The following is a 16,971-nucleotide window of genomic DNA, read 5'->3' on the forward strand; positions in this document are numbered from 1 at the left end:
GTCCATGCTGAAATACCGCAAGCAGTCCGGCGCGCGCGGCGCGCCGTGCCTATCATCCGCAATCTGGAGTCAGTCGTGAGTTCTCAAGTCGTAATCGTCGGCGGCGGCGTCATCGGCAGCTCGATCGCCTACTTCCTGCGCGCATCCGATCCGACGGTAGCCGTGACCGTGATCGAGCGCGATCCGACCTATGCGAGATCGTCGTCGGCGCTGTCGGCCGCGTCGATCCGCCAGCAGTTCTCGACGCCGCTGTCGATCGAGATGTCGCTGTACGGCATCGAATTCCTGCGCACCCTCGGCGAGCGGCTCGAAGTCGACGGCCACCGGCCGTCGATCGACCTGCACGAGGGCGGCTACCTGTTTCTCGCGACGCCGGCCGGCGACGCGACGCTGCGCGAGAACCACGCGCTGCAGACGCGTCTCGGCGCGGACATCCGCCTGATGGATCGCGACGCGCTGAAGGCGACTTTTCCGTGGCTGAACGTCGACGATCTCGCGTCGGGCGCGTATGGCGTCAGCGGCGAAGGCTGGTTCGACGGCTACGGGCTCGTGCAGGCGCTGCGCAAGAAGGCGCAGGCGCTCGGCGCGCGGTATGTGCCGGCGGACGTGACGGGCGTCGTGCGCGACGGCCGCAAGGTCACGCACGTCGTCACGCGCGATGGCGAGCGCCACGCGTGCGACACGCTGGTCAACGCGGCCGGCGCGTGGTCGCGCCCGCTGTCCGCGATGATGGGCATCGACATTCCGGTCTACGCGCGGCGGCGCAGCATCTTCAACGTGTCGTCGCCGGCGAAGCTGGCGGCGTGCCCGCTGCTGATCGATCCGACCGGCGTGTATTTCCGGCCGGAGGGCAAGACCTATATCTGCGGCACGTCGCCGAGCCCGGACAAGGACCCGGACGACCTGCCGCTCGACGAAGTCGATCACGACCTGTTCGACGACGTGATCTGGCCGACGCTCGCGCATCGCGTGCCGGAATTCGAGGCGCTGCGCGTCGAGCACTGCTGGTCCGGCTATTACGAGTACAACGTGTTCGATCACAACGCGATCATCGGCTACCACCCGGATCTCGATAACTGCGTGTTCGCGAATGGGTACAGCGGGCACGGGCTGCAGCAAGGGCCGGCGACGGGGCGCGGCGTCAGCGAGCTGATCCTCGGCGGGCGCTATGCGACGCTCGACCTGTCTCCGCTCGGCTGGGAGCGGGTGCTCGAGAACCGGCCGATCGTCGAAAAGAACGTCGTGTAGTGCGGTAGCGCGAGCGGCGTGGCAGTCCTGTGTGGTGGACGGATCTCTCCTTGTGTCACCGATTGGCCCGACGTTGTCGGGCTTTTTTTTTCAGGTTCTTCCCGGATCAGCGCGAGTGGCCTTGCTCATTCGCATGCTTCAGCATGGATTTGAGCCGCTCCAGCAGGCTTTTCGCGTGCGCCATGAAATTGGCGTCGGCAGTCGCGGCATCGTTGGTGCGGGAAAGGTTATCGGCCATCGCGCGATAAGCGCTCGCGGGGCTGGCCTGGCCGCCGGCACCCGCTTGCGAAAGCGCGCCTGATGGCGAGATGGCGTCACCAGCGGTCGTCGGATTCCCGGTCGTGGCTTCCGTCATCGCCGTCGAAGCATCCAGCGACGCGGCATTGACGTTTGCGGCGGCGTTTGACGCACCATCATCCGCCGCCGTTCCGGCGTCTCCCGACGCGGTAGGCGAATCAACGGACACGTCGGCACCCAGCGCTTTTCCTGCAGCCTGGTATTGCTCAACGAGGCCTTTCACTTCTTTTAACATCGCTGCGAGCTGCTTGGGCGACAGCCCGAGCATTGCCAGCTTTCGCAGCATGTCCTCAATCTCTTCCAGGCGCCTGCGCGCATACTCTTTCGCGCTTTGCGCCGATGACCGCCCAAGGTCGCTCAAGGCCACGCGAACCTGCTCGTTCCGCTTGAGCAGGTCACGAAGGGAAGACTCCGGGCTCGTCGGGTCGTCTGCTTTTCTGGAACCTTCACGCTCGCCAACGGGGTAGGCGTAGGGGCTGCTGGAATAGTTGGTGGCCTTGATCGTCATGGAACCCTCGTCTTTGGCGGCGGCGCTGGATGGACAACGCGAAGCCGGCCCCGCCGCTGCAATGAATGTATTTTGTAATGTTGATTAACGGCAGCAAACGGTTCCGGTTTAGGGCACGGGTTTCTCGACCTTGAGCTATTCAGTTCCGGGGACGTTCGTGGAAGACAGTTCGTCGTTCGCCGCCGCCCGCTCGCGGATGATTTTGGACGCAGCCAACCGGCGCGCCTTATCGCACGGCGCCAGCAAAATTGCCGGTGCCTTCCCTCACGGGCCGCCCCGGCAGCGGATTCAGCATCAACGCGCGACGAGGTTGATGGCCACGATTTCGTACCCGGTGTCGGCGTGCGCGTTCGCCGCTTTTATCGCTTCCTCATACGAGAGAAAGGACATGGCGTCTTCAATCGTCGGTGCTATGCCGATATCTCCGTCCTCGGCACAGCAGAGGAAGTGCTCACCGGTTTTCACGACATAGATGGTCGTCATGTCTCCCTCCATGGTTTGCCGGGGGAACTTTCAGTCTAGCAGGCGGGAAGGGGGCGGGCGGTTCGAGGACTATAGTGGACATTGTTTCTGCACCTTTGAACCAACCGCCTTCGCACGAAGGCTGACGCGAGGTCAAGCAATGCAACTTCAAACCGGTAACCTGTTCAGCCCCGAAGGGAAGCGCGGCGGCGACGAGCGGATTGACGTGCTGGTCACGGGGCAACGCCTGAACGTGGAGCGGATCGTGTCGACGGGACAGGCGAGTCCCGAGGGGTTCTGGTATGACGATTCGCGCGCCGAGTGGGTTGCGCTGCTGTCGGGTGCGGCCGTGCTCGAATTCGAAGAGGATTCGACGCTGCACGAGATGCGCCCCGGCGACTATGTGCTGATCGAGCCGCATTGCCGGCATCGCGTCGCGTGGACGCATGAGGAAGAGCAGACTGTCTGGCTTGCGATTTATCACGAACGGTGAATTGGGCGCTGGATCATAGGGATTGGCCGGGACTCGATCCGGCGGGTAGATGGCTGCCCCCCACCGTTCGAGTGTTCATCTGAGTGCTCGGGCGAACGGCTGGAGAAGACCGTCGGCTTCCGGCCATGAACGGTCAATCGACTTGAGCATTCGAATTGTTCACAATCGCTCGTGGGTTGACCGAGGTCGACGCACCAATGGCCGTCAGGAGGAGCCACACCATTCGTGGAACCGTTCGAATACCCGAAAACCAACGTAATCGAGTTTTCGCTTGTACAGCCAACGGTAGTAGCAATCCCAATAACTGATCATTCGATCATGCGTACGCTTCATGAAAACTGGGTTTTCCCTGAAAAACGCGCCGTAAACGCATTGATCCATGGATGGCAAGTTCGCTTCAATCTCGGCGAGGATTTCAATTACATACTCGCCGCAGAGGTGCACGATGAAAGGCGCAATCCAAGGCTCGGGTGAAGTGGCCAGCCGCCCGATATGACGCTGGCGCACATGTCCGTCAAGGTGCCTCGTCAACACGCAAGCATAGATAGCCGCTTGAGCCGAGTTCAGCTGAGGGAAGAGCGTGTCATCGCATTCGTGGTGAATTCGATACGGGACGTTGAGTGATTCGCCTCGAACAACGACAGCCGCCCCGGGATGAGTTGCGGTGCTGGGTCGAATCAAATCCGTGACGACGGTCACTTCGGAGCGAAGCTCTGCGGGAAAGGCAGTCAGCAAAGGACCGCTTTGAACTCCGTTATCCGCCGCCCGGGTGTTTGGCATAGGTTTTCGCCGTCAACGCAAATTATGCAATTGTGTCATACGTAGACCGACGGTCGGTGACGCCTGCGAATGTCCCAATTTGGTTTCTGGGAGTGTCCCTTCAGGGTCGATAACGGCCCATCCCCAAAAGCGTGAGCGTAGGTTGTGGCGTAGGTTTGTGCGCCGGGCCTTGTCAAATAAGGCACAGGTACTGCTGCATCATTGGGGTGACGATTGCAGGTGTTGCGGTGAATTGCGCGCTCATGTGACCGGGAAAGTTGCTTTGGCGGTTCCAGTTAACCAGTGCCCCAATCGGGGGGCCTTCGTGCGTAGCGTTTCCTCCACCTCATAGGCGATCTGCCTGATACTCGCCAGCACGGGATTGCCCATCGCCTGCGCAGTTCCAGGACCGGTACTGAAGAACATCAGCAGCGAGTTTTCGCGCGTAAGGCGCCTATACGCCTCGTCGATCGTAGGGTCGATGTGTGCGCCACCTGCGGCGCCTGCTCAGAGGATCGACCGATAGGTGCCGCCCTCGACGCGTACTGCGGCGCCATTGGATGCAGCGCCCAAGGGACTGGCAAGCAACGCCACCATCGCGGCAATCTCGTCGGCCTCGATCATGCGGGCAATCAGCGAGCTTGGGCGATACGTGTCGAAGAAGTGCGATTCGATTTCCGCATCAGTCATGTCGGGTCGCGGCGCAGTCTGCCGAAGATATGTCACGATGCCTTCCGAACGCGTGGCGGATGGCAGTACGCTATTGACGGTCACGCCGGTCCCCTTCGTCAGTTCGGCCATTCCGCGTGAGACCGCAAGTTGCGCCGACTTGCTGACACCGTAGTGCACCATGTCCGGAGGCGTGAATGCACCTACTTCGCTGGACATGAAGATCACGCGCCCCCAGTTCTTCGCGAGCATGCGCGGAAAGTAATGACGAGACAGCCGTACACCGGACATCACGTTGACGTCGATCATTCTCAGCCAGTCGTCATCGGTGATCTCGGCGAACGGCTTGGCTTCGTAGTAGCCGAGATTGTTCACGAGAATATCCGTATCCGGCTGCGCATCGATCAGTTCCGCGACACCGCGATCGCCGCTCACGTCGGCGACGATTCCGCGCACGTTACCGCGCTGCGCGCCACCGGAGAGCTCGGCCACGGCTGCGTCGAGCTTGTCACGTTGCCGGCCGGTGATCGTGACCGCCACGCCTTCCGCGGCCAACGTTCGCGCGATCGCCATGCCGATGCCGGCAGTGGCACCGGTGACGATCGCAGTTTTTCCTTCAAGTTGCAGATCCACGGTTTGCTTCTCCTTTACTCATCGAGGAACCGGCACTGCCGGTCTATTGCACGGCATTACTTGAGCCGCTTCAGCATTTCGCCGGCGACATCCAGAGCCGATGCCGGATTCTGGCCGGTGATCAATTCACGGTCGGCGACCATGTGCGCAGTAAAGGGCACCTTGTTACTGCTGTAAATCCCGCCCGCGCGTTGCAATGCAGTCTGCGGATAGAACTTCATCGCGCCGCCGCCGAGCAGCCCTTTGGCCTGCTCTTCTTCCGCGTTGCTGATCACCGTCATCCGGTAACCGGCGTAGATCCATTTCGTGTCGCCGTCGCCCGCGTTCCCCGCCGCGAGCTTTCGTGTAAAGCCCGGCGCATCGGGCAGCGTCGACAGCAGCGCAATCGGGCCGTGGCAAACGAGCGCCGTGGTCTTGCCGCGCGCGTGAAAGTCGGCCAGCAATCTGCCCATGGCGGCACTGGTCAACAGGTCCTGCATCGGCGCATGGCCGCCGGGAACATAGACGGCATCGAAGTGCGCGTATCCAATCTGCTCCACCCGCGACAGGCTGATCACCGGGGAATGCGCGCGCGACGTGATTTGTAGCCGGTCGAGCAAGGCCCGGTAGTCGAGCATCGCGTTGTCGTCGCCGTTGAAGTACATTTTGTCGGCCGACGTGACGTCCATCGTCGGCGCCTTGCCCTCTGGCGTGGCGAAGGTCACTTGATGGCCAGCATCGAGCAGCGCCTTCACGGGCTGCATCAACTCGTTCAGGTAGAAGCCCGTCGCGAAGACCTTGTCATCCTTCAGGTCGAGGTGGTCGGAATCCGACAACACCACTAGCACGTTGGCAGCATGAGCGCCGCACGCGGCAATGCCGAGGATGGCTGCAACGGCGAGCCTCCGCATCGAATACATGGCTTTCTCCATTGGGAAATTTCAGGCTTGTCGTGAACGGGTGAGCAACAGATGACGCATTGCGGCGCCCACGCCGGAAGCCGACTGCGGGTTCTGGCCAGTCACGAGCCGACCGTCGACGACGACTTTCGCGGTCCAGTTCGGCGCGGGATGGTGAAGTGCGCCGCGCTGCTTCAAGGTGCCTGCGAGCAGGAAAGGGACGACGCGATCGAGCTGGACCGCCCGTTCTTCTTCGTCCGTGAATGCACTCAGATTCTTGCCGGCGACGAGATATGTACCGTTGCCAAGTTTCACGTCGACCAGTGCGGCCGGACCGTGACATACAGCGCCGACCACGCCGCCCGCTTCATAGACCGCGCGCGTCACATTTTCCACGTCGGCATTGCCGGGAAAATCCCACATTGCGCCGTGACCTCCGGCAAAGAAGACCGCCGCATATTTCGCTGTGTCTACATCGCTTAGCCGCTGTGTCTGGCGCAGTGCGTCCCGGAAAGCGGCATCGCGCCAATAGTGCGCATTGATTTCGTCGTCGAGATCGAGCCCGTCAACTGGCGGTTCACCGCCCTGAATCGATGCGAATTCGACGGGAATGCCGGCCGCGTCGAGTTCGGCCAGCGGATGCGTCACTTCGCCGAGATAGAATCCGGTCGGCTCGCCGGTCGAGCCTTTCTCCGCGTGGCTCGTGAGTACGAATAGAACCGATAGATCCTGCCGGTGGCGATGTTCGCCGTTCATGCTGTGCTCCTCGATTTCGGTGGGTGACTCGACGATGCAGTCACGATGCACACACTTTATTTGGTTCATTCGTGGAGATAAACTGACGCGAAGGTAAAGCTTTTGTTCTTCGGAGGACAAGATGGCGCGTAAATTCGACCGTCTCGGTGACGTGGAAGCGTTTGTGACGGTGGTCGAAAAAGGCTCGATGACTGCCGGCGCGGTGGCATTGGGCAGCACGCCCTCCGTATTGAGCCGAGCCATCACACGTCTGGAAACCCGGCTGGGCACGCAGTTGCTGCGTCGGTCTACGCGGCGGTTGAGCCTGACGGAGCACGGCAGGCACTATCTCGAACAATCGCGCGCGGCTTTCCTGCTGATCGATGACGCCGAGCGGGCCATTCAGGGGCACGGCGGTACCTTGACCGGCCATGTCCGGCTGAGCGTACCAACGACGTACGGGCACTATCGTCTGCCGCCGCTGCTGCGGCGGTTCACGCGGGAACACCCGCACGTTCGCGTGGAGTTGAACATCGCGAACCGGAACGTGGATCTCGTGGCCGAGGGCTTCGACCTGGCGATCCGTCTGGGCGAGCTACCGGACAGCGGTCTGGTCGCGCGCAAGCTCGAGGATGCGGCGCTGTGCCTTGTGGCGTCGCCCGAGTACGTCACGCACGCCGGCACGCCCGGAAACGTGGCCGATCTGGAGCACCATCTTTGTTTGCCGTTCATGCTGCCCAGCAGCGGCCGTATCGCGCCCTGGGTGTTTCGTGACGACGATCAGGACATCGATTGGCTGCCGTCCTCGAATGTCGCGGTGTCCGACGATGTGCTTGGTGTCGTTTCAATGGCGCAGAGTGGTGCCGGTATCTGCCAAACTTATGACTTCATCGTTCAGGATCGGATCCGGGCCGGACATCTCGTCGAAGTGCTGCCCCATCTGCGGGGCCGCACACGGCCGTTTTCGGTCATCTATGCGCCGCATCGCCGCCTGTCGGCCGCCTCCCGCAACTTGATCGACATGCTGATAACGTCGACAGCCGAGGCTTGATTGCGATATGGGTTGACCGAAGGAGTCGAATGGCATGCCATCCTGCGTGTCGGCCTCGACCGCATCGCCCTGGCGTGACGCTCGCAGCGATACGCTCGAAACTTGTTCTGCGATCTGGCAAGCCCGGTTGTTTGATCGCTGTGCTTGCAGTGCGGCAAAATGAGTGTCCTGTCGCCCCTGCGGCCCCGATGAGTGGCGCACTCGAAGGCGTCAACCTTCCGATCATGGTGCCTTTGCACGGGCCAAACGTCGGCGCCAGGCGGCGGTAGCACCGTCCGCATTCGCGGCACCTGCCCTGGCGCGACCCGTGCGATGATGTGCGATGACCAACATGAGAGATGGAATGACGACTACATTCGACGAGGCGACAACGGCGGCGATCGCCGCGTTTGCCCAATTGGATTTCTACACGGCTGTGCAAGCGATGCGTGCCGAGGCCGATTACGACCACGAACGAGACCAGTGGATCTCGCGCTATATCGACGAGCACGGCGGCGGCGCGGACGATGCAGCATACGATGCCTTGCACGCGCAGGCCCAGGCAACCCCGGAATACGCGCAGTTCATCGATGCGGTTCGCCGGGAAATCCTGGAATACTTCGGCGTGACCGACCATCAACTGGACTGGATGGTCCTGCTGCGCAATGACGACAGCGATGAGCTTTGGGCGGAAGTCAACCGGCAGCGGAGCGCGCTGGGAACCGGTGAAGTGCGCGGAGATCTCTGACCATTGCTTGCCATTGGGGTCTCAAGTCGTGCTGGATGCGGGGCTAGAGTCAGGTCAGTCACGTGGTACGCCGGGCTCTTAGTTGCTGCAACCGATCCGCTAAGGGAGGACACGCTTTCGGATCTTCGGACCGAGTGACCGTTGTGCTCTGACACCTGCTCTTGGAGGTGCAACGCCTCGAGCGGCAGCAACGGGTCGATTCCGCCCGATCATATGCGACTGCGGTTGGCCAGTTTTAGCGATTCACCAGGCACGAAGGGATGCGAAATGACTAATTCGGAACATCGGTCCTGCATCGCGCGTCTCCTTATACCCTTCGGCCAATCCTGATCAACAACCCATTTTCAAGACGCCAGCGCAGCTAAACTGGTCTCGAAGCCTTGCTTCTCGATCATCGGCTGTTGAACGGCGTCCCCTTTGCGCCGGTGGTCGGAAACCGTCTTGCTCGACAAGACGTAGCGAAGGGAAGAGAAGGAAATTCACGGCAGCAAAAAAGCGCGGGCCGCATGGGCGGCAACCCATACGACCCGCTGACCACAACCAACTCATCACGGGAGTTGACCATGGCTGACGCCAATAGTAAGTCACGTCCAAACAAGCGTAAACCGCGCAAGCCGAACACCGTGCTTGCGATGATCCTCCGCAGCACACCTGACCGGCCCAGGAGAGGCTGGCCGTACATGCCATGGATGAGCGTCATCGATGCGCACTTCAAGCTGTTCGGATTCGAACCGGGTGACCGCGTCTTCCTCGACATCAATCACAAGACCCGGCAAATCAGCATCACGCCTGACTACAGCCAGCTTGCGCAGCGAGAGCAGCCATACCATCAGCCTGTTGAATGATCGGAAACGGCATAAACAACAAGGACCGCTTCGCGCGGTCCTTGTTGCTGGATTGCCGGTTTTGCATGATCGCGACTGATCGGCGGGCGCTATCACCCTGGCCTTTGCCTCGGATGCTGCGGAGCGTGTCGACCGTTATCTTTAACAACTGTCATGGCCGCAAGAGCTTTGAAGCAGCAATGCGCATGTCGAAACAATCGAATGGGCTAGATCAGCGGCAGTGCATGGGCTTCCCAACGATTCCCGCCGTCCCCCAATTGATGACCAAACCGCAAGACATAGTGCATAGATATCGTTTGCGGCAGCCTTAACGGCTGCCGACAATCGTGGCTTGAATTCGCCGCCGGCGCGTCGAAAGCGCACCGCCGGCCGCCATCCGCCCCCGAGCCCACGACGACATGTACGCGTTCACCACCCCGTTCCAGCACCCCGCCGGCTCGCCGATCCGCGAGCTGTTCAAGTATCTCGGCGAGCCCGGGATGATTTCCTTCGCGGGCGGCTACCCGGCCAGCGACCTGTTCGACGTCGACGGCCTGAGCGCGGCCGCCGCGCGCGCGTACGCGCAGCCGACCCGCTGCCTGCAATACGGCCCGACCGACGGCCTCGCCGAACTGAAGCAGCAACTGATCGCGCTGATGTCGCGTCGCGGCGCTGCGTGCACGCCCGCCGAACTGGTCGTCACGACCGGTTCGCAGCAGGGCCTCGACCTGCTGCTGCGCGTGATGGTCGCGCCGGGCGACGTCGTGCTGACCGAGCAGCCGGCCTACCCGGCGACGCTGCAGGCGCTGCGCCTGCAGCAGGCGCGCGTCGTCACGATCCCGGTCGATGGCGACGGCCTCGACGTCGACCGCCTCGACGCACTGCTGGCCGCGGGCACGATCGCGCAGCCGAAGCTGCTGTACACGGTGCCGACCTTCGCGAACCCGACCGGCGCGACGCTCTCGCGCGAGCGCCGCCTGAAGCTGCTGCGCCTCGCGGTGCGGCACCGCTTCCTGATCGTCGAGGACGACCCTTACGCCGACTTGCGCTTCGCGGGCGAAGCGCTGCCGTCGATGCTGGCGCTCGCCGAAGAAGTGGACGGCGCGCGCGACTGGATCGTGCATTTCGCGAGCCTGTCGAAGATCGTCGCGCCGGGCCTGCGGGTCGGCTGGACGATCGCGCCCGCCGAGATCGCTCGACGCTGCGTGATCGCGAAACAGACGGTCGATCTGTGCAGCGCGCCGTGGACGCAGGCGATCGCCGCCGAGTATCTCGCCGACGGCGCGCTCGAACGTCATCTGCCGCGCATCACCGATGCCTACAAGCGCAAATGCGCGGCGATGTGCGATGCGCTGCGCGACGGCCTCGGCGATGCGATCGAATTCCATCGTCCGGAAGGCGGGATGTTCGTGTGGGCGCGGATCGGCGCGGTGTCGTCGGCGCAGCTGCTGCAACACGCGATCGCGAACAAGATCGTTTTCGTGCCCGGCAACGCGTTCTTCGCGGACAACGTCGACGACGCGTCGCTGCGCCTGTCGTACGCCGCGCCGGACGTCGACGCGATCCGGGAAGGCGTCGCGCGGCTCGCGCGCGCGTATGGCGCGGCATTGGCCGCTTGAGGATGAGGAAACCTATCGATGAACATGACCGCAAACGCAACCGCATGGATGGATGAAGCACCGGGCATGGCCGACGTCCGGCCGGTCGCGCACCTGTCGTCGCAGATCAGCGCCGGCCCCGAATACGTCGTCGAAGTGCTCGGGCGATTCGGCGTCGAACACGCGGAGGCCTCCGACATGGCGCCGGTCGTGCTCGGCTACAACTGAGCAGCCGGAACGGTTAAGCTTGCGCGACCGACACCGCGCCCCGACCATGTCCGACTCCGCCACCGAATCGCTTCAATCCACCTACGACCGCCTCTGGGCCTGCCTCGAGTCGGGCGTCGGCGCGGAGCGCTCGCCGTTCACGATGCTGCAGGCCGCGACGCTCGGCCTCGACGGCGCGCCGAAAGTGCGCACGCTCGTGCTGCGTCAGGTGCGCCGCGCGGGCCACGTGCTGTCGTTCCACACCGATGCGCGCTCGGAGAAGGTCGCGGAGCTGCGTCGCGATCCGCGCATCGCGCTGGTCGGCGTCGATCTCGACGCGCTCGTGCAGATTCGCGTGGAAGGCGTCGCATCGGTCTGCACCGATGAAGCGGAGCGACGCGCGGTCTGGCAAGCGAGCCGTCCGCACACGCTGCTGCTGTACCGCGCGCCGCTGCCGCCCGGCACGCCGGTCGCGACGCCGGCCGACGCGCACCCACAAACCGACGCAGGTCCGATGACGGCAGACGACGGCTACGCGAATTTCTGCCTGATCCACGTGACGGCGACGCGTATCGATTTTCTCGATCTCGCGCCTTCGGAAGGGCATCGCCGCGCGATATTCGACCTGCATGCAGGCGGCTACGACGGCCGCTGGGTCGCACCCTGACGCAAGCAAGCGCGCGCGCCGTCGCCAGCCCGACTCAAGACTCAAGGCCGCCCATCCTGCGCCGCCTGCGCGATCAGCCAGTCGCGCATCACCGCGAGATCGTCGTCGTCACGCCGCTCGCCCGGATACACGAGATAGAACCCGACCGACAGCGGAAACGCGAATTCGAACGGCTTGACCAGTCGGCCGGCGGCGATGTCGCGCTCGACGAGCGGATCGGTCGCGAGCGCGATGCCCTGGCCGGCGACTGCCGCGTCGATCGCGAGCGACGTCTGGTTGAAGCGCAGCCCCTTGTGCGGATCGACGTCGACGGGCTCCGGCAGCGCGGCGAGAAATTCCGGCCAAAGATCGTGCCCGTCGTGCAGCAGTACGTGGCCCGCGAGCGCGCGCGGCGGCGCGGGCGCGGCCAGCAGCGACGGGCTGCACACCGCGTAGATATCGAGCGGGAACAGCAGATGCGCGGCAAGGCTCCTGCCGAACGGCGGCTTGCCGTGGCGGATCGCGAGATCGACGCCGTCGTGGCGGAACGTCGCGAGCTGCGCGTCGGCGATCACGCGCACGTCGAGGTTCGGGTGCGCGTCGGTGAAGCGGGCGAGCCGCGGGATCAGCCACTTCGACGCGAACGACGGCGTCGTGCTGATCGTCAGCGTCGCGCGGCGCTTGACGAGCTTGTCGGTTGCGTCTGCGATCGCGTTCAGCGCGCGCTGCACGTCGGAGAAATACGCGGCGCCGTCGTGCGTCAGCGCGAGGCCGCGCGGCAGCCGCTCGAACAGCCGCAGGCCGAGCACGTCCTCCAGATGCCGCACCTGCTGCGCAACCGCGCCCTGCGTGACGCCGATCTCGTCAGCCGCGGCGCGGAAGTTCAGGTGGCGCGCGGACACTTCGAACGCGCGCAGCGCATTCAACGGCGGCAGGCGGGACAGGCGGCGGAGCGGCATCGTCAGGCTGTAGAAAATCTATCGGCTAGAGGCAGAAATACTGGTTCGACAGCGGCGGTCGATGCGCCTACATTACCACCATGGCGCGCCGGCTGGCGGCTGCGCGGCGGCTTGAATCGATCGAGGGGCACATCGTGACTGTAGAAAAAGTGGCGCTGATCACGGCGGCGGGCAAGGGCATGGGCGCGGCGATCGCGCGCGAACTGGCGGCGACGGGCTACCGCGTCGCGCTGATGTCGCCGTCGGGCAGCGCGGTCGCGCTGGGCGAGGAACTGGGCGGCTTCGGCCTCCAGGGCTCGGTGACCGAGGACGCGGACATCGAGCGGCTCGTGCGCGAGACGATCGCGCGGTATGGCCGCATCGACGCGGTCGTGAACAACACCGGGCATCCGCCGAAGGGCGACCTGCTGTCGATCACCGACGACGACTGGCACGCGGGGCTGGACCTGATCCTGCTGAACGTCGTGCGCGTGATGCGGCGCGTGACGCCGATTTTCCAGACGCAGGGCGGCGGCGCGGTGGTGAACATCTCGAGCTTCGCGGCGGACGCGCCCGAGCAGCCGATGCCGGTGTCGTCGGCGCTGCGCGCGGCGTTGAGCGCATGGACGCGTCTCTATGCGGAGCGCTACGCGGCCGAAAACATCCGAATGAACGCGGTGCTGCCGGGCTTCGTCGACAGCTGGCCGGAAACGCCGGAGATCGTCGCGCGCATTCCGGCGGGCCGCTTCGGCAAGACCGGGGAAATCGCGAAGACGGTCGCGTTCCTGCTGTCCGACGGCGCGGGCTACATCACCGGGCAGAACATCCGCGTCGACGGCGCGATCGTGAAGGCGCTCTGAGCGCCGGCGGCGGGCGCGTTCGTTTCGGGCCGCCCGCCGTCGCACGGCACGGCATCGCGCCGGCGCCTGCTACAAAACCGTACAAACCAGACAAATCCCCGATACATCAGACCTTTCCAATTGCCTACGCCGCCGTACCGATCGAGCGGCGTGTCCAATTTCGGAAAGGAGGATGTAGAACATGTCTTCAACACGGTTTTCGCCGATGCGGCGCCACCTGCTGGCCAGCTCCGTGGCCGCGGGCGTATCCGCGATGCTTCCCACCGCACTTCACGCCGCGACGGGCGGCGGCGGCATTCGCCCGTTCACCGCGCACATCCCCGACGAAGCGCTCGCCGACCTGCGCCGCCGCATTGCCGCGACGCGCTGGCCGGGCCGCGAGACGGTAGCCGACGAATCGCAGGGCGTGCGGCTCGCGCGCATGCAGCAGCTTCTCCAGTATTGGGGCACCGAGTACGACTGGCGCAAGGGCGAAGCGCGCCTGAACGGCTTTCCGATGTTCATCACGGAAATCGACGGCCTCGACATTCACTTCATCCACGTCCGGTCGCGGCACGAGAACGCGATGCCGATGATCATGACGCACGGCTGGCCCGGCTCGATCTTCGAGCTGCTGAAGGCGATCGGCCCGCTGACCGATCCGACCGCGCACGGCGCGAGCGCCGACGATGCGTTTCACGTCGTCGTGCCGTCGCTGCCGGGCTTCGGCTTCTCGGGCCGGCCGACGAAGACGGGCTGGGGCTCGGACCGCATCGCGCGCGCGTGGGGCGAACTGATGGCGCGTCTGGGCTATACGCGCTTCGTGTCGCAGGGCGGCGATTGCGGGTCGGTGATTTCGCACCGGATGGCGATGCAGCGCGTGAAGGGGCTGGCCGGGATTCACGTGAACATGCCGGCCACGGTGCCGCCCGACATCGCAACGCTGCTCGCGACCGACGCGCCCGCGCCGGCCGGGCTGTCGGCGAAGGAAAAGGCCGCCTATGAAAAGCTCGCGACGTTCTACCGCGACAACTGCGGCTACTCGGCGATGATGGTGACGCGCCCGCAGACGGTCGGCTACGCGCTCGCCGATTCGCCCGCCGGGCAGGCTGCATGGATGGTCGACAAGATCTCGCAGTGGACGTACAGCGGCGGCATTCCCGAGCGCTCGATTCCGCGCGACGAGATTCTCGACGACATCTCGCTCTACTGGCTGACCAACACGGCGACGTCCGCGGCGCAGATCTACTGGGAGGATCACTCGAACAATTTCAACGCGGTGGACATCGCGCTGCCGGCGGCCATCACCGTGTTTCCCGGCGAGATCTATCAGGCGCCGCGCAGTTGGGCCGAGCGCTGCTATCACAACCTGATCTATTTCAATGAAGTCGGCAAGGGCGGGCATTTCGCGGCATGGGAGGAGCCCGAGCTGTTTGCGCAGGAAGTGCGTGCCGGGTTCCGGCCGCTGCGCCGCGCGTAGGGGCGTGGTCTGAAGGACGAACGCGAGCCTGCGCAAACACGGCTCGCGTTCGTCCGCAGGCGCCGTTTTGCGCAGGATTTTGAATCGCCGTGTGTCGTATTCGAACGCAGATACGTTGAGATACAAAGCGTCCGCGCGGTTCGGATATAAATCCGGTGAAGCGATTCCAGCGCGCCCGCCCAGTGCCGTGGGCCCTTTCCTCAGCTATCGACCATGGAGAACGAGTCATGCCTGAAACCGTGAACACCCGCCGCCGCCTGATCCTGGGCACGACGCTCGCGAGCCTTGCCGACCTGGGGCTCGGCAATCTCGCGCACGCGCAATCGGCGCCCGATGCGTCGCCGACGCCGCGCGCGGCCGGCGGCGGCGCGTCGTTCGGCACGATCCGCCAGATCGACGCGGGCGTGCTCAACGTCGGGTATGCGGACGTGGGACCGAAGCACGGCCCGGTCGTATTCCTGCTGCACGGCTGGCCCTACGACATCCACAGCTACGCCGAGGTCGCGCCGCTGCTCGCGGCGGCCGGCTATCGCGTGATCGTTCCATACCTGCGCGGCTACGGCTCGACGACGTTCCGCTCGGCCGACACGCCGCGCAACGGCCAGCAGGCGGTGACGGCCGTCGACATCGTCGCGCTGATGGACGCGCTGAAGATCGACCAGGCCGTGTTCGGCGGCTACGACTGGGGCGCGCGCACGGCCGACATCATCGCGGCGCTGTGGCCGCAGCGCGTGAAGGCGCTGGTGTCGGTGAGCGGCTACCTGATCGGCAGCCAGCAGGCGAACCAGAAGCCGCTGCCGCCGCAGGCCGAATTCCAGTGGTGGTACCAGTTCTATTTCTCGACCGAGCGCGGCGCGCTCGGCTACGCGCAGAACCGCGACGCGTTCAACAAGCTGATCTGGCAGCTCGCGTCGCCGAAATGGCAGTTCGACGACGCGACCTACGCGCGTTCGGCGGCGTCGTTCCGGAATCCCGATCACGTGGCCGTCGTGATCCACAACTACCGCTGGCGTCTCGGGCTCGCGAAGGGCGACGCGCAATACGACGACATCGAGCGGCGTCTCGCGGCCGGGCCCGCGATCACGGTGCCGACGATCACGATGGAAGGCGACGCGAACGGTGCGCCGCATCCGGAACCGGCCGCATACGCAAAGAAGTTCACCGGCAAATACCAGCACCGCACGATCAGCGGCGGCATCGGCCACAACCTGCCGCAGGAAGCGCCGCAGGCGTTCGCCGATGCGATCCTGCAAGTGGAGCATCTGTGATGCGGGCGGGAACGGGTGTCATGCGTCGCGGCGTGGTTCGTGTGTTCGGCGCGAGCGCGCTGCTGCTCGCCGCGCTGGCTGCGAGCAGCCCGGCCGCGTTCGCGGAGCCGACGAAGCCGGCCGCGTCGCCGATCTACGGCGTGACGATTCCGCCCGGCTACCGGAAATGGGAATTGGTCGCGCCGGCCGAGGAGGCCGCGCCGCTGGACGAATTGCGCGTGGTGCTCGGCAATCCGGTCGCGATCCGCGCGCTCGAGCAGGCGACGCTGCCGTTTCCGGACGGCACGATCCTCGTCAAGCTGGCGTACAAGCGCAAGCAGTCGGACGAATTCCCGCCGGCGACGGTGCCGGGGCAGGCGACGACCGTGCAGGTGATGGTGAAGGACTCGCGCCGCTACGCGGCGACCGGCGGCTGGGGGTTCGGGCGCTTCATCAACGGCGTGCCGGCGGACATCGGCCAGCACCAGACCTGCTTCGCGTGTCATCAGGCGCGCGTGAAGAACCACGATTACGTGTTCACGCGGCTCGCGCCGTGACGTGATGTCGCGCGAGCAAGGCGTGCCGCAGCCGGCACGCCTTTTTTGTTTTGCGCGGCGAATGCGGCGCGTGATTGTGTATCGCACTGTATCTGCGGCCGTCCTGGAAAAACTGGCATGCACTCGGCCCCGGTGACGGAAACATGCCGGATACGTTGGCGGGTTCTACTGTCGA

General features: G+C 64.4%; 19 protein-coding genes. 12 read left to right on the top strand and 7 right to left on the bottom strand.

The window, feature by feature from the left end; translation table 11 throughout:
- Window positions 1–75 precede the first annotated feature (75 nt).
- Window positions 76–1,248, top strand: coding sequence for an NAD(P)/FAD-dependent oxidoreductase (locus KY49_RS24435; RefSeq protein ID WP_042587065.1), 1,173 nt, complete (start codon window positions 76–78; stop codon window positions 1,246–1,248).
- Window positions 1,249–1,354: 106 nt separating this feature from the next.
- Here KY49_RS24435 and KY49_RS24440 read toward each other — a convergent pair whose 3' ends face one another.
- Together KY49_RS24440 and KY49_RS24445 are read right to left on the bottom strand one after the other, a co-directional pair.
- A complete protein-coding gene (locus tag KY49_RS24440; protein ID WP_042587066.1) occupies window positions 1,355–2,053 on the bottom strand; it encodes a hypothetical protein in 699 nt (232 codons plus the stop codon).
- Window positions 2,054–2,347: 294 nt separating this feature from the next.
- On the bottom strand, window positions 2,348–2,536 hold the full coding sequence (locus KY49_RS24445; protein WP_042588692.1) for a hypothetical protein: 189 nt from the start codon (window positions 2,534–2,536) through the stop codon (window positions 2,348–2,350).
- Between the two features lie 139 nt (window positions 2,537–2,675).
- On the opposite strand from KY49_RS24445, the gene KY49_RS24450 reads away from it, so the two are divergent.
- The gene (locus KY49_RS24450) at window positions 2,676–3,008 is read left to right on the top strand and encodes a cupin domain-containing protein (RefSeq protein ID WP_042587067.1); all 333 of its coding nucleotides are present in this window, start codon (window positions 2,676–2,678) and stop codon (window positions 3,006–3,008) included.
- Window positions 3,009–3,212: 204 nt separating this feature from the next.
- On the opposite strand, the gene KY49_RS36170 is transcribed toward KY49_RS24450, so the two are convergent.
- The 4 genes from KY49_RS36170 to KY49_RS24465 all read right to left on the bottom strand — a co-directional run bounded on the left by KY49_RS36170 (window position 3,213) and on the right by KY49_RS24465 (window position 6,703).
- Window positions 3,213–3,788, bottom strand: a complete 576-nt coding sequence (locus KY49_RS36170) for a hypothetical protein (RefSeq protein ID WP_231636476.1) — start codon at window positions 3,786–3,788, stop codon at window positions 3,213–3,215.
- Between the two features lie 486 nt (window positions 3,789–4,274).
- Entirely contained in the window at window positions 4,275–5,069 is a 795-nt protein-coding gene (locus KY49_RS24455) for an SDR family NAD(P)-dependent oxidoreductase (RefSeq protein ID WP_042587068.1), read from the bottom strand.
- A gap of 56 nt (window positions 5,070–5,125) precedes the next feature.
- Complete coding sequence (locus tag KY49_RS24460) at window positions 5,126–5,980, bottom strand: type 1 glutamine amidotransferase domain-containing protein (protein WP_231636477.1); 855 nt, start codon at window positions 5,978–5,980, stop codon at window positions 5,126–5,128.
- A gap of 9 nt (window positions 5,981–5,989) precedes the next feature.
- Window positions 5,990–6,703 (bottom strand): type 1 glutamine amidotransferase domain-containing protein, encoded by a 714-nt coding sequence (locus KY49_RS24465; protein WP_042587070.1) that lies wholly within the window; start codon window positions 6,701–6,703, stop codon window positions 5,990–5,992.
- 121 nt (window positions 6,704–6,824) lie between these two features.
- Between KY49_RS24465 and KY49_RS24470 the strand changes: the two genes are divergently transcribed.
- From KY49_RS24470 to KY49_RS24495, 6 genes are all read left to right on the top strand, one after another.
- Window positions 6,825–7,733, top strand: coding sequence for a LysR family transcriptional regulator (locus KY49_RS24470; RefSeq protein ID WP_042587071.1), 909 nt, complete (start codon window positions 6,825–6,827; stop codon window positions 7,731–7,733).
- Between the two features lie 343 nt (window positions 7,734–8,076).
- Window positions 8,077–8,460, top strand: coding sequence for a hypothetical protein (locus KY49_RS24475; protein ID WP_042588693.1), 384 nt, complete (start codon window positions 8,077–8,079; stop codon window positions 8,458–8,460).
- A gap of 563 nt (window positions 8,461–9,023) precedes the next feature.
- Window positions 9,024–9,305 (top strand): hypothetical protein, encoded by a 282-nt coding sequence (locus KY49_RS24480; RefSeq protein ID WP_042588694.1) that lies wholly within the window; start codon window positions 9,024–9,026, stop codon window positions 9,303–9,305.
- A gap of 398 nt (window positions 9,306–9,703) precedes the next feature.
- A complete protein-coding gene (locus KY49_RS24485) occupies window positions 9,704–10,903 on the top strand; it encodes an aminotransferase-like domain-containing protein (protein WP_042587072.1) in 1,200 nt (399 codons plus the stop codon).
- A gap of 18 nt (window positions 10,904–10,921) precedes the next feature.
- Window positions 10,922–11,110 carry a hypothetical protein gene (locus tag KY49_RS24490; RefSeq protein WP_042587073.1) on the top strand — a complete coding sequence of 63 codons (189 nt, stop codon included), beginning with the start codon at window positions 10,922–10,924 and terminating at the stop codon, window positions 11,108–11,110.
- 46 nt (window positions 11,111–11,156) lie between these two features.
- On the top strand, window positions 11,157–11,756 hold the full coding sequence (locus tag KY49_RS24495) for a pyridoxamine 5'-phosphate oxidase family protein (RefSeq protein WP_042587074.1): 600 nt from the start codon (window positions 11,157–11,159) through the stop codon (window positions 11,754–11,756).
- Between the two features lie 41 nt (window positions 11,757–11,797).
- On the opposite strand, the gene gcvA is transcribed toward KY49_RS24495, so the two are convergent.
- Entirely contained in the window at window positions 11,798–12,694 is an 897-nt protein-coding gene (gene gcvA / locus KY49_RS24500) for a transcriptional regulator GcvA (RefSeq protein WP_042587075.1), read from the bottom strand.
- A gap of 134 nt (window positions 12,695–12,828) precedes the next feature.
- Here gcvA and KY49_RS24505 point away from each other — a divergent pair, with 134 nt between their 5' ends.
- From KY49_RS24505 to KY49_RS24520, 4 genes are all read left to right on the top strand, one after another.
- Window positions 12,829–13,533, top strand: coding sequence for an SDR family oxidoreductase (locus tag KY49_RS24505; RefSeq protein ID WP_042588695.1), 705 nt, complete (start codon window positions 12,829–12,831; stop codon window positions 13,531–13,533).
- Between the two features lie 181 nt (window positions 13,534–13,714).
- Window positions 13,715–14,992, top strand: a complete 1,278-nt coding sequence (locus KY49_RS24510; RefSeq protein ID WP_042587076.1) for an epoxide hydrolase family protein — start codon at window positions 13,715–13,717, stop codon at window positions 14,990–14,992.
- Window positions 14,993–15,219: 227 nt separating this feature from the next.
- Window positions 15,220–16,260 (top strand): alpha/beta fold hydrolase, encoded by a 1,041-nt coding sequence (locus tag KY49_RS24515; protein ID WP_042587077.1) that lies wholly within the window; start codon window positions 15,220–15,222, stop codon window positions 16,258–16,260.
- Entirely contained in the window at window positions 16,260–16,796 is a 537-nt protein-coding gene (locus tag KY49_RS24520) for a cytochrome P460 family protein (protein WP_042587078.1), read from the top strand. The genes KY49_RS24515 and KY49_RS24520 overlap by 1 nt, the downstream gene beginning before the upstream one ends.
- Window positions 16,797–16,971 lie beyond the last annotated feature (175 nt).

The organism is Burkholderia sp. MSHR3999 (assembly GCF_000833595.1).
Lineage (GTDB): Bacteria > Pseudomonadota > Gammaproteobacteria > Burkholderiales > Burkholderiaceae > Burkholderia > Burkholderia ubonensis.

What these genes read in the sequence shown, in the direction of transcription:
- KY49_RS24440 (WP_042587066.1), bottom strand. Translation starts at nt 2,053, where the DNA reads ATGACGATCAAGGCCACCAACTATTCCAGCAGCCCCTACGCCTACCCC.
- KY49_RS24515 (WP_042587077.1), top strand. Translation starts at nt 15,220, where the DNA reads ATGCCTGAAACCGTGAACACCCGCCGCCGCCTGATCCTGGGCACGACG.
- KY49_RS24510 (WP_042587076.1), top strand. Translation starts at nt 13,715, where the DNA reads ATGTCTTCAACACGGTTTTCGCCGATGCGGCGCCACCTGCTGGCCAGC.
- gcvA (WP_042587075.1), bottom strand. Translation starts at nt 12,694, where the DNA reads ATGCCGCTCCGCCGCCTGTCCCGCCTGCCGCCGTTGAATGCGCTGCGC.
- KY49_RS24490 (WP_042587073.1), top strand. Translation starts at nt 10,922, where the DNA reads ATGAACATGACCGCAAACGCAACCGCATGGATGGATGAAGCACCGGGC.
- KY49_RS24480 (WP_042588694.1), top strand. Translation starts at nt 9,024, where the DNA reads ATGGCTGACGCCAATAGTAAGTCACGTCCAAACAAGCGTAAACCGCGC.
- KY49_RS24460 (WP_231636477.1), bottom strand. Translation starts at nt 5,980, where the DNA reads ATGGAGAAAGCCATGTATTCGATGCGGAGGCTCGCCGTTGCAGCCATC.
- KY49_RS36170 (WP_231636476.1), bottom strand. Translation starts at nt 3,788, where the DNA reads ATGCCAAACACCCGGGCGGCGGATAACGGAGTTCAAAGCGGTCCTTTG.
- KY49_RS24485 (WP_042587072.1), top strand. Translation starts at nt 9,704, where the DNA reads ATGTACGCGTTCACCACCCCGTTCCAGCACCCCGCCGGCTCGCCGATC.
- KY49_RS24465 (WP_042587070.1), bottom strand. Translation starts at nt 6,703, where the DNA reads ATGAACGGCGAACATCGCCACCGGCAGGATCTATCGGTTCTATTCGTA.
- KY49_RS24520 (WP_042587078.1), top strand. Translation starts at nt 16,260, where the DNA reads ATGCGGGCGGGAACGGGTGTCATGCGTCGCGGCGTGGTTCGTGTGTTC.
- KY49_RS24450 (WP_042587067.1), top strand. Translation starts at nt 2,676, where the DNA reads ATGCAACTTCAAACCGGTAACCTGTTCAGCCCCGAAGGGAAGCGCGGC.
- KY49_RS24475 (WP_042588693.1), top strand. Translation starts at nt 8,077, where the DNA reads ATGACGACTACATTCGACGAGGCGACAACGGCGGCGATCGCCGCGTTT.
- KY49_RS24495 (WP_042587074.1), top strand. Translation starts at nt 11,157, where the DNA reads ATGTCCGACTCCGCCACCGAATCGCTTCAATCCACCTACGACCGCCTC.
- KY49_RS24470 (WP_042587071.1), top strand. Translation starts at nt 6,825, where the DNA reads ATGGCGCGTAAATTCGACCGTCTCGGTGACGTGGAAGCGTTTGTGACG.
- KY49_RS24445 (WP_042588692.1), bottom strand. Translation starts at nt 2,536, where the DNA reads ATGACGACCATCTATGTCGTGAAAACCGGTGAGCACTTCCTCTGCTGT.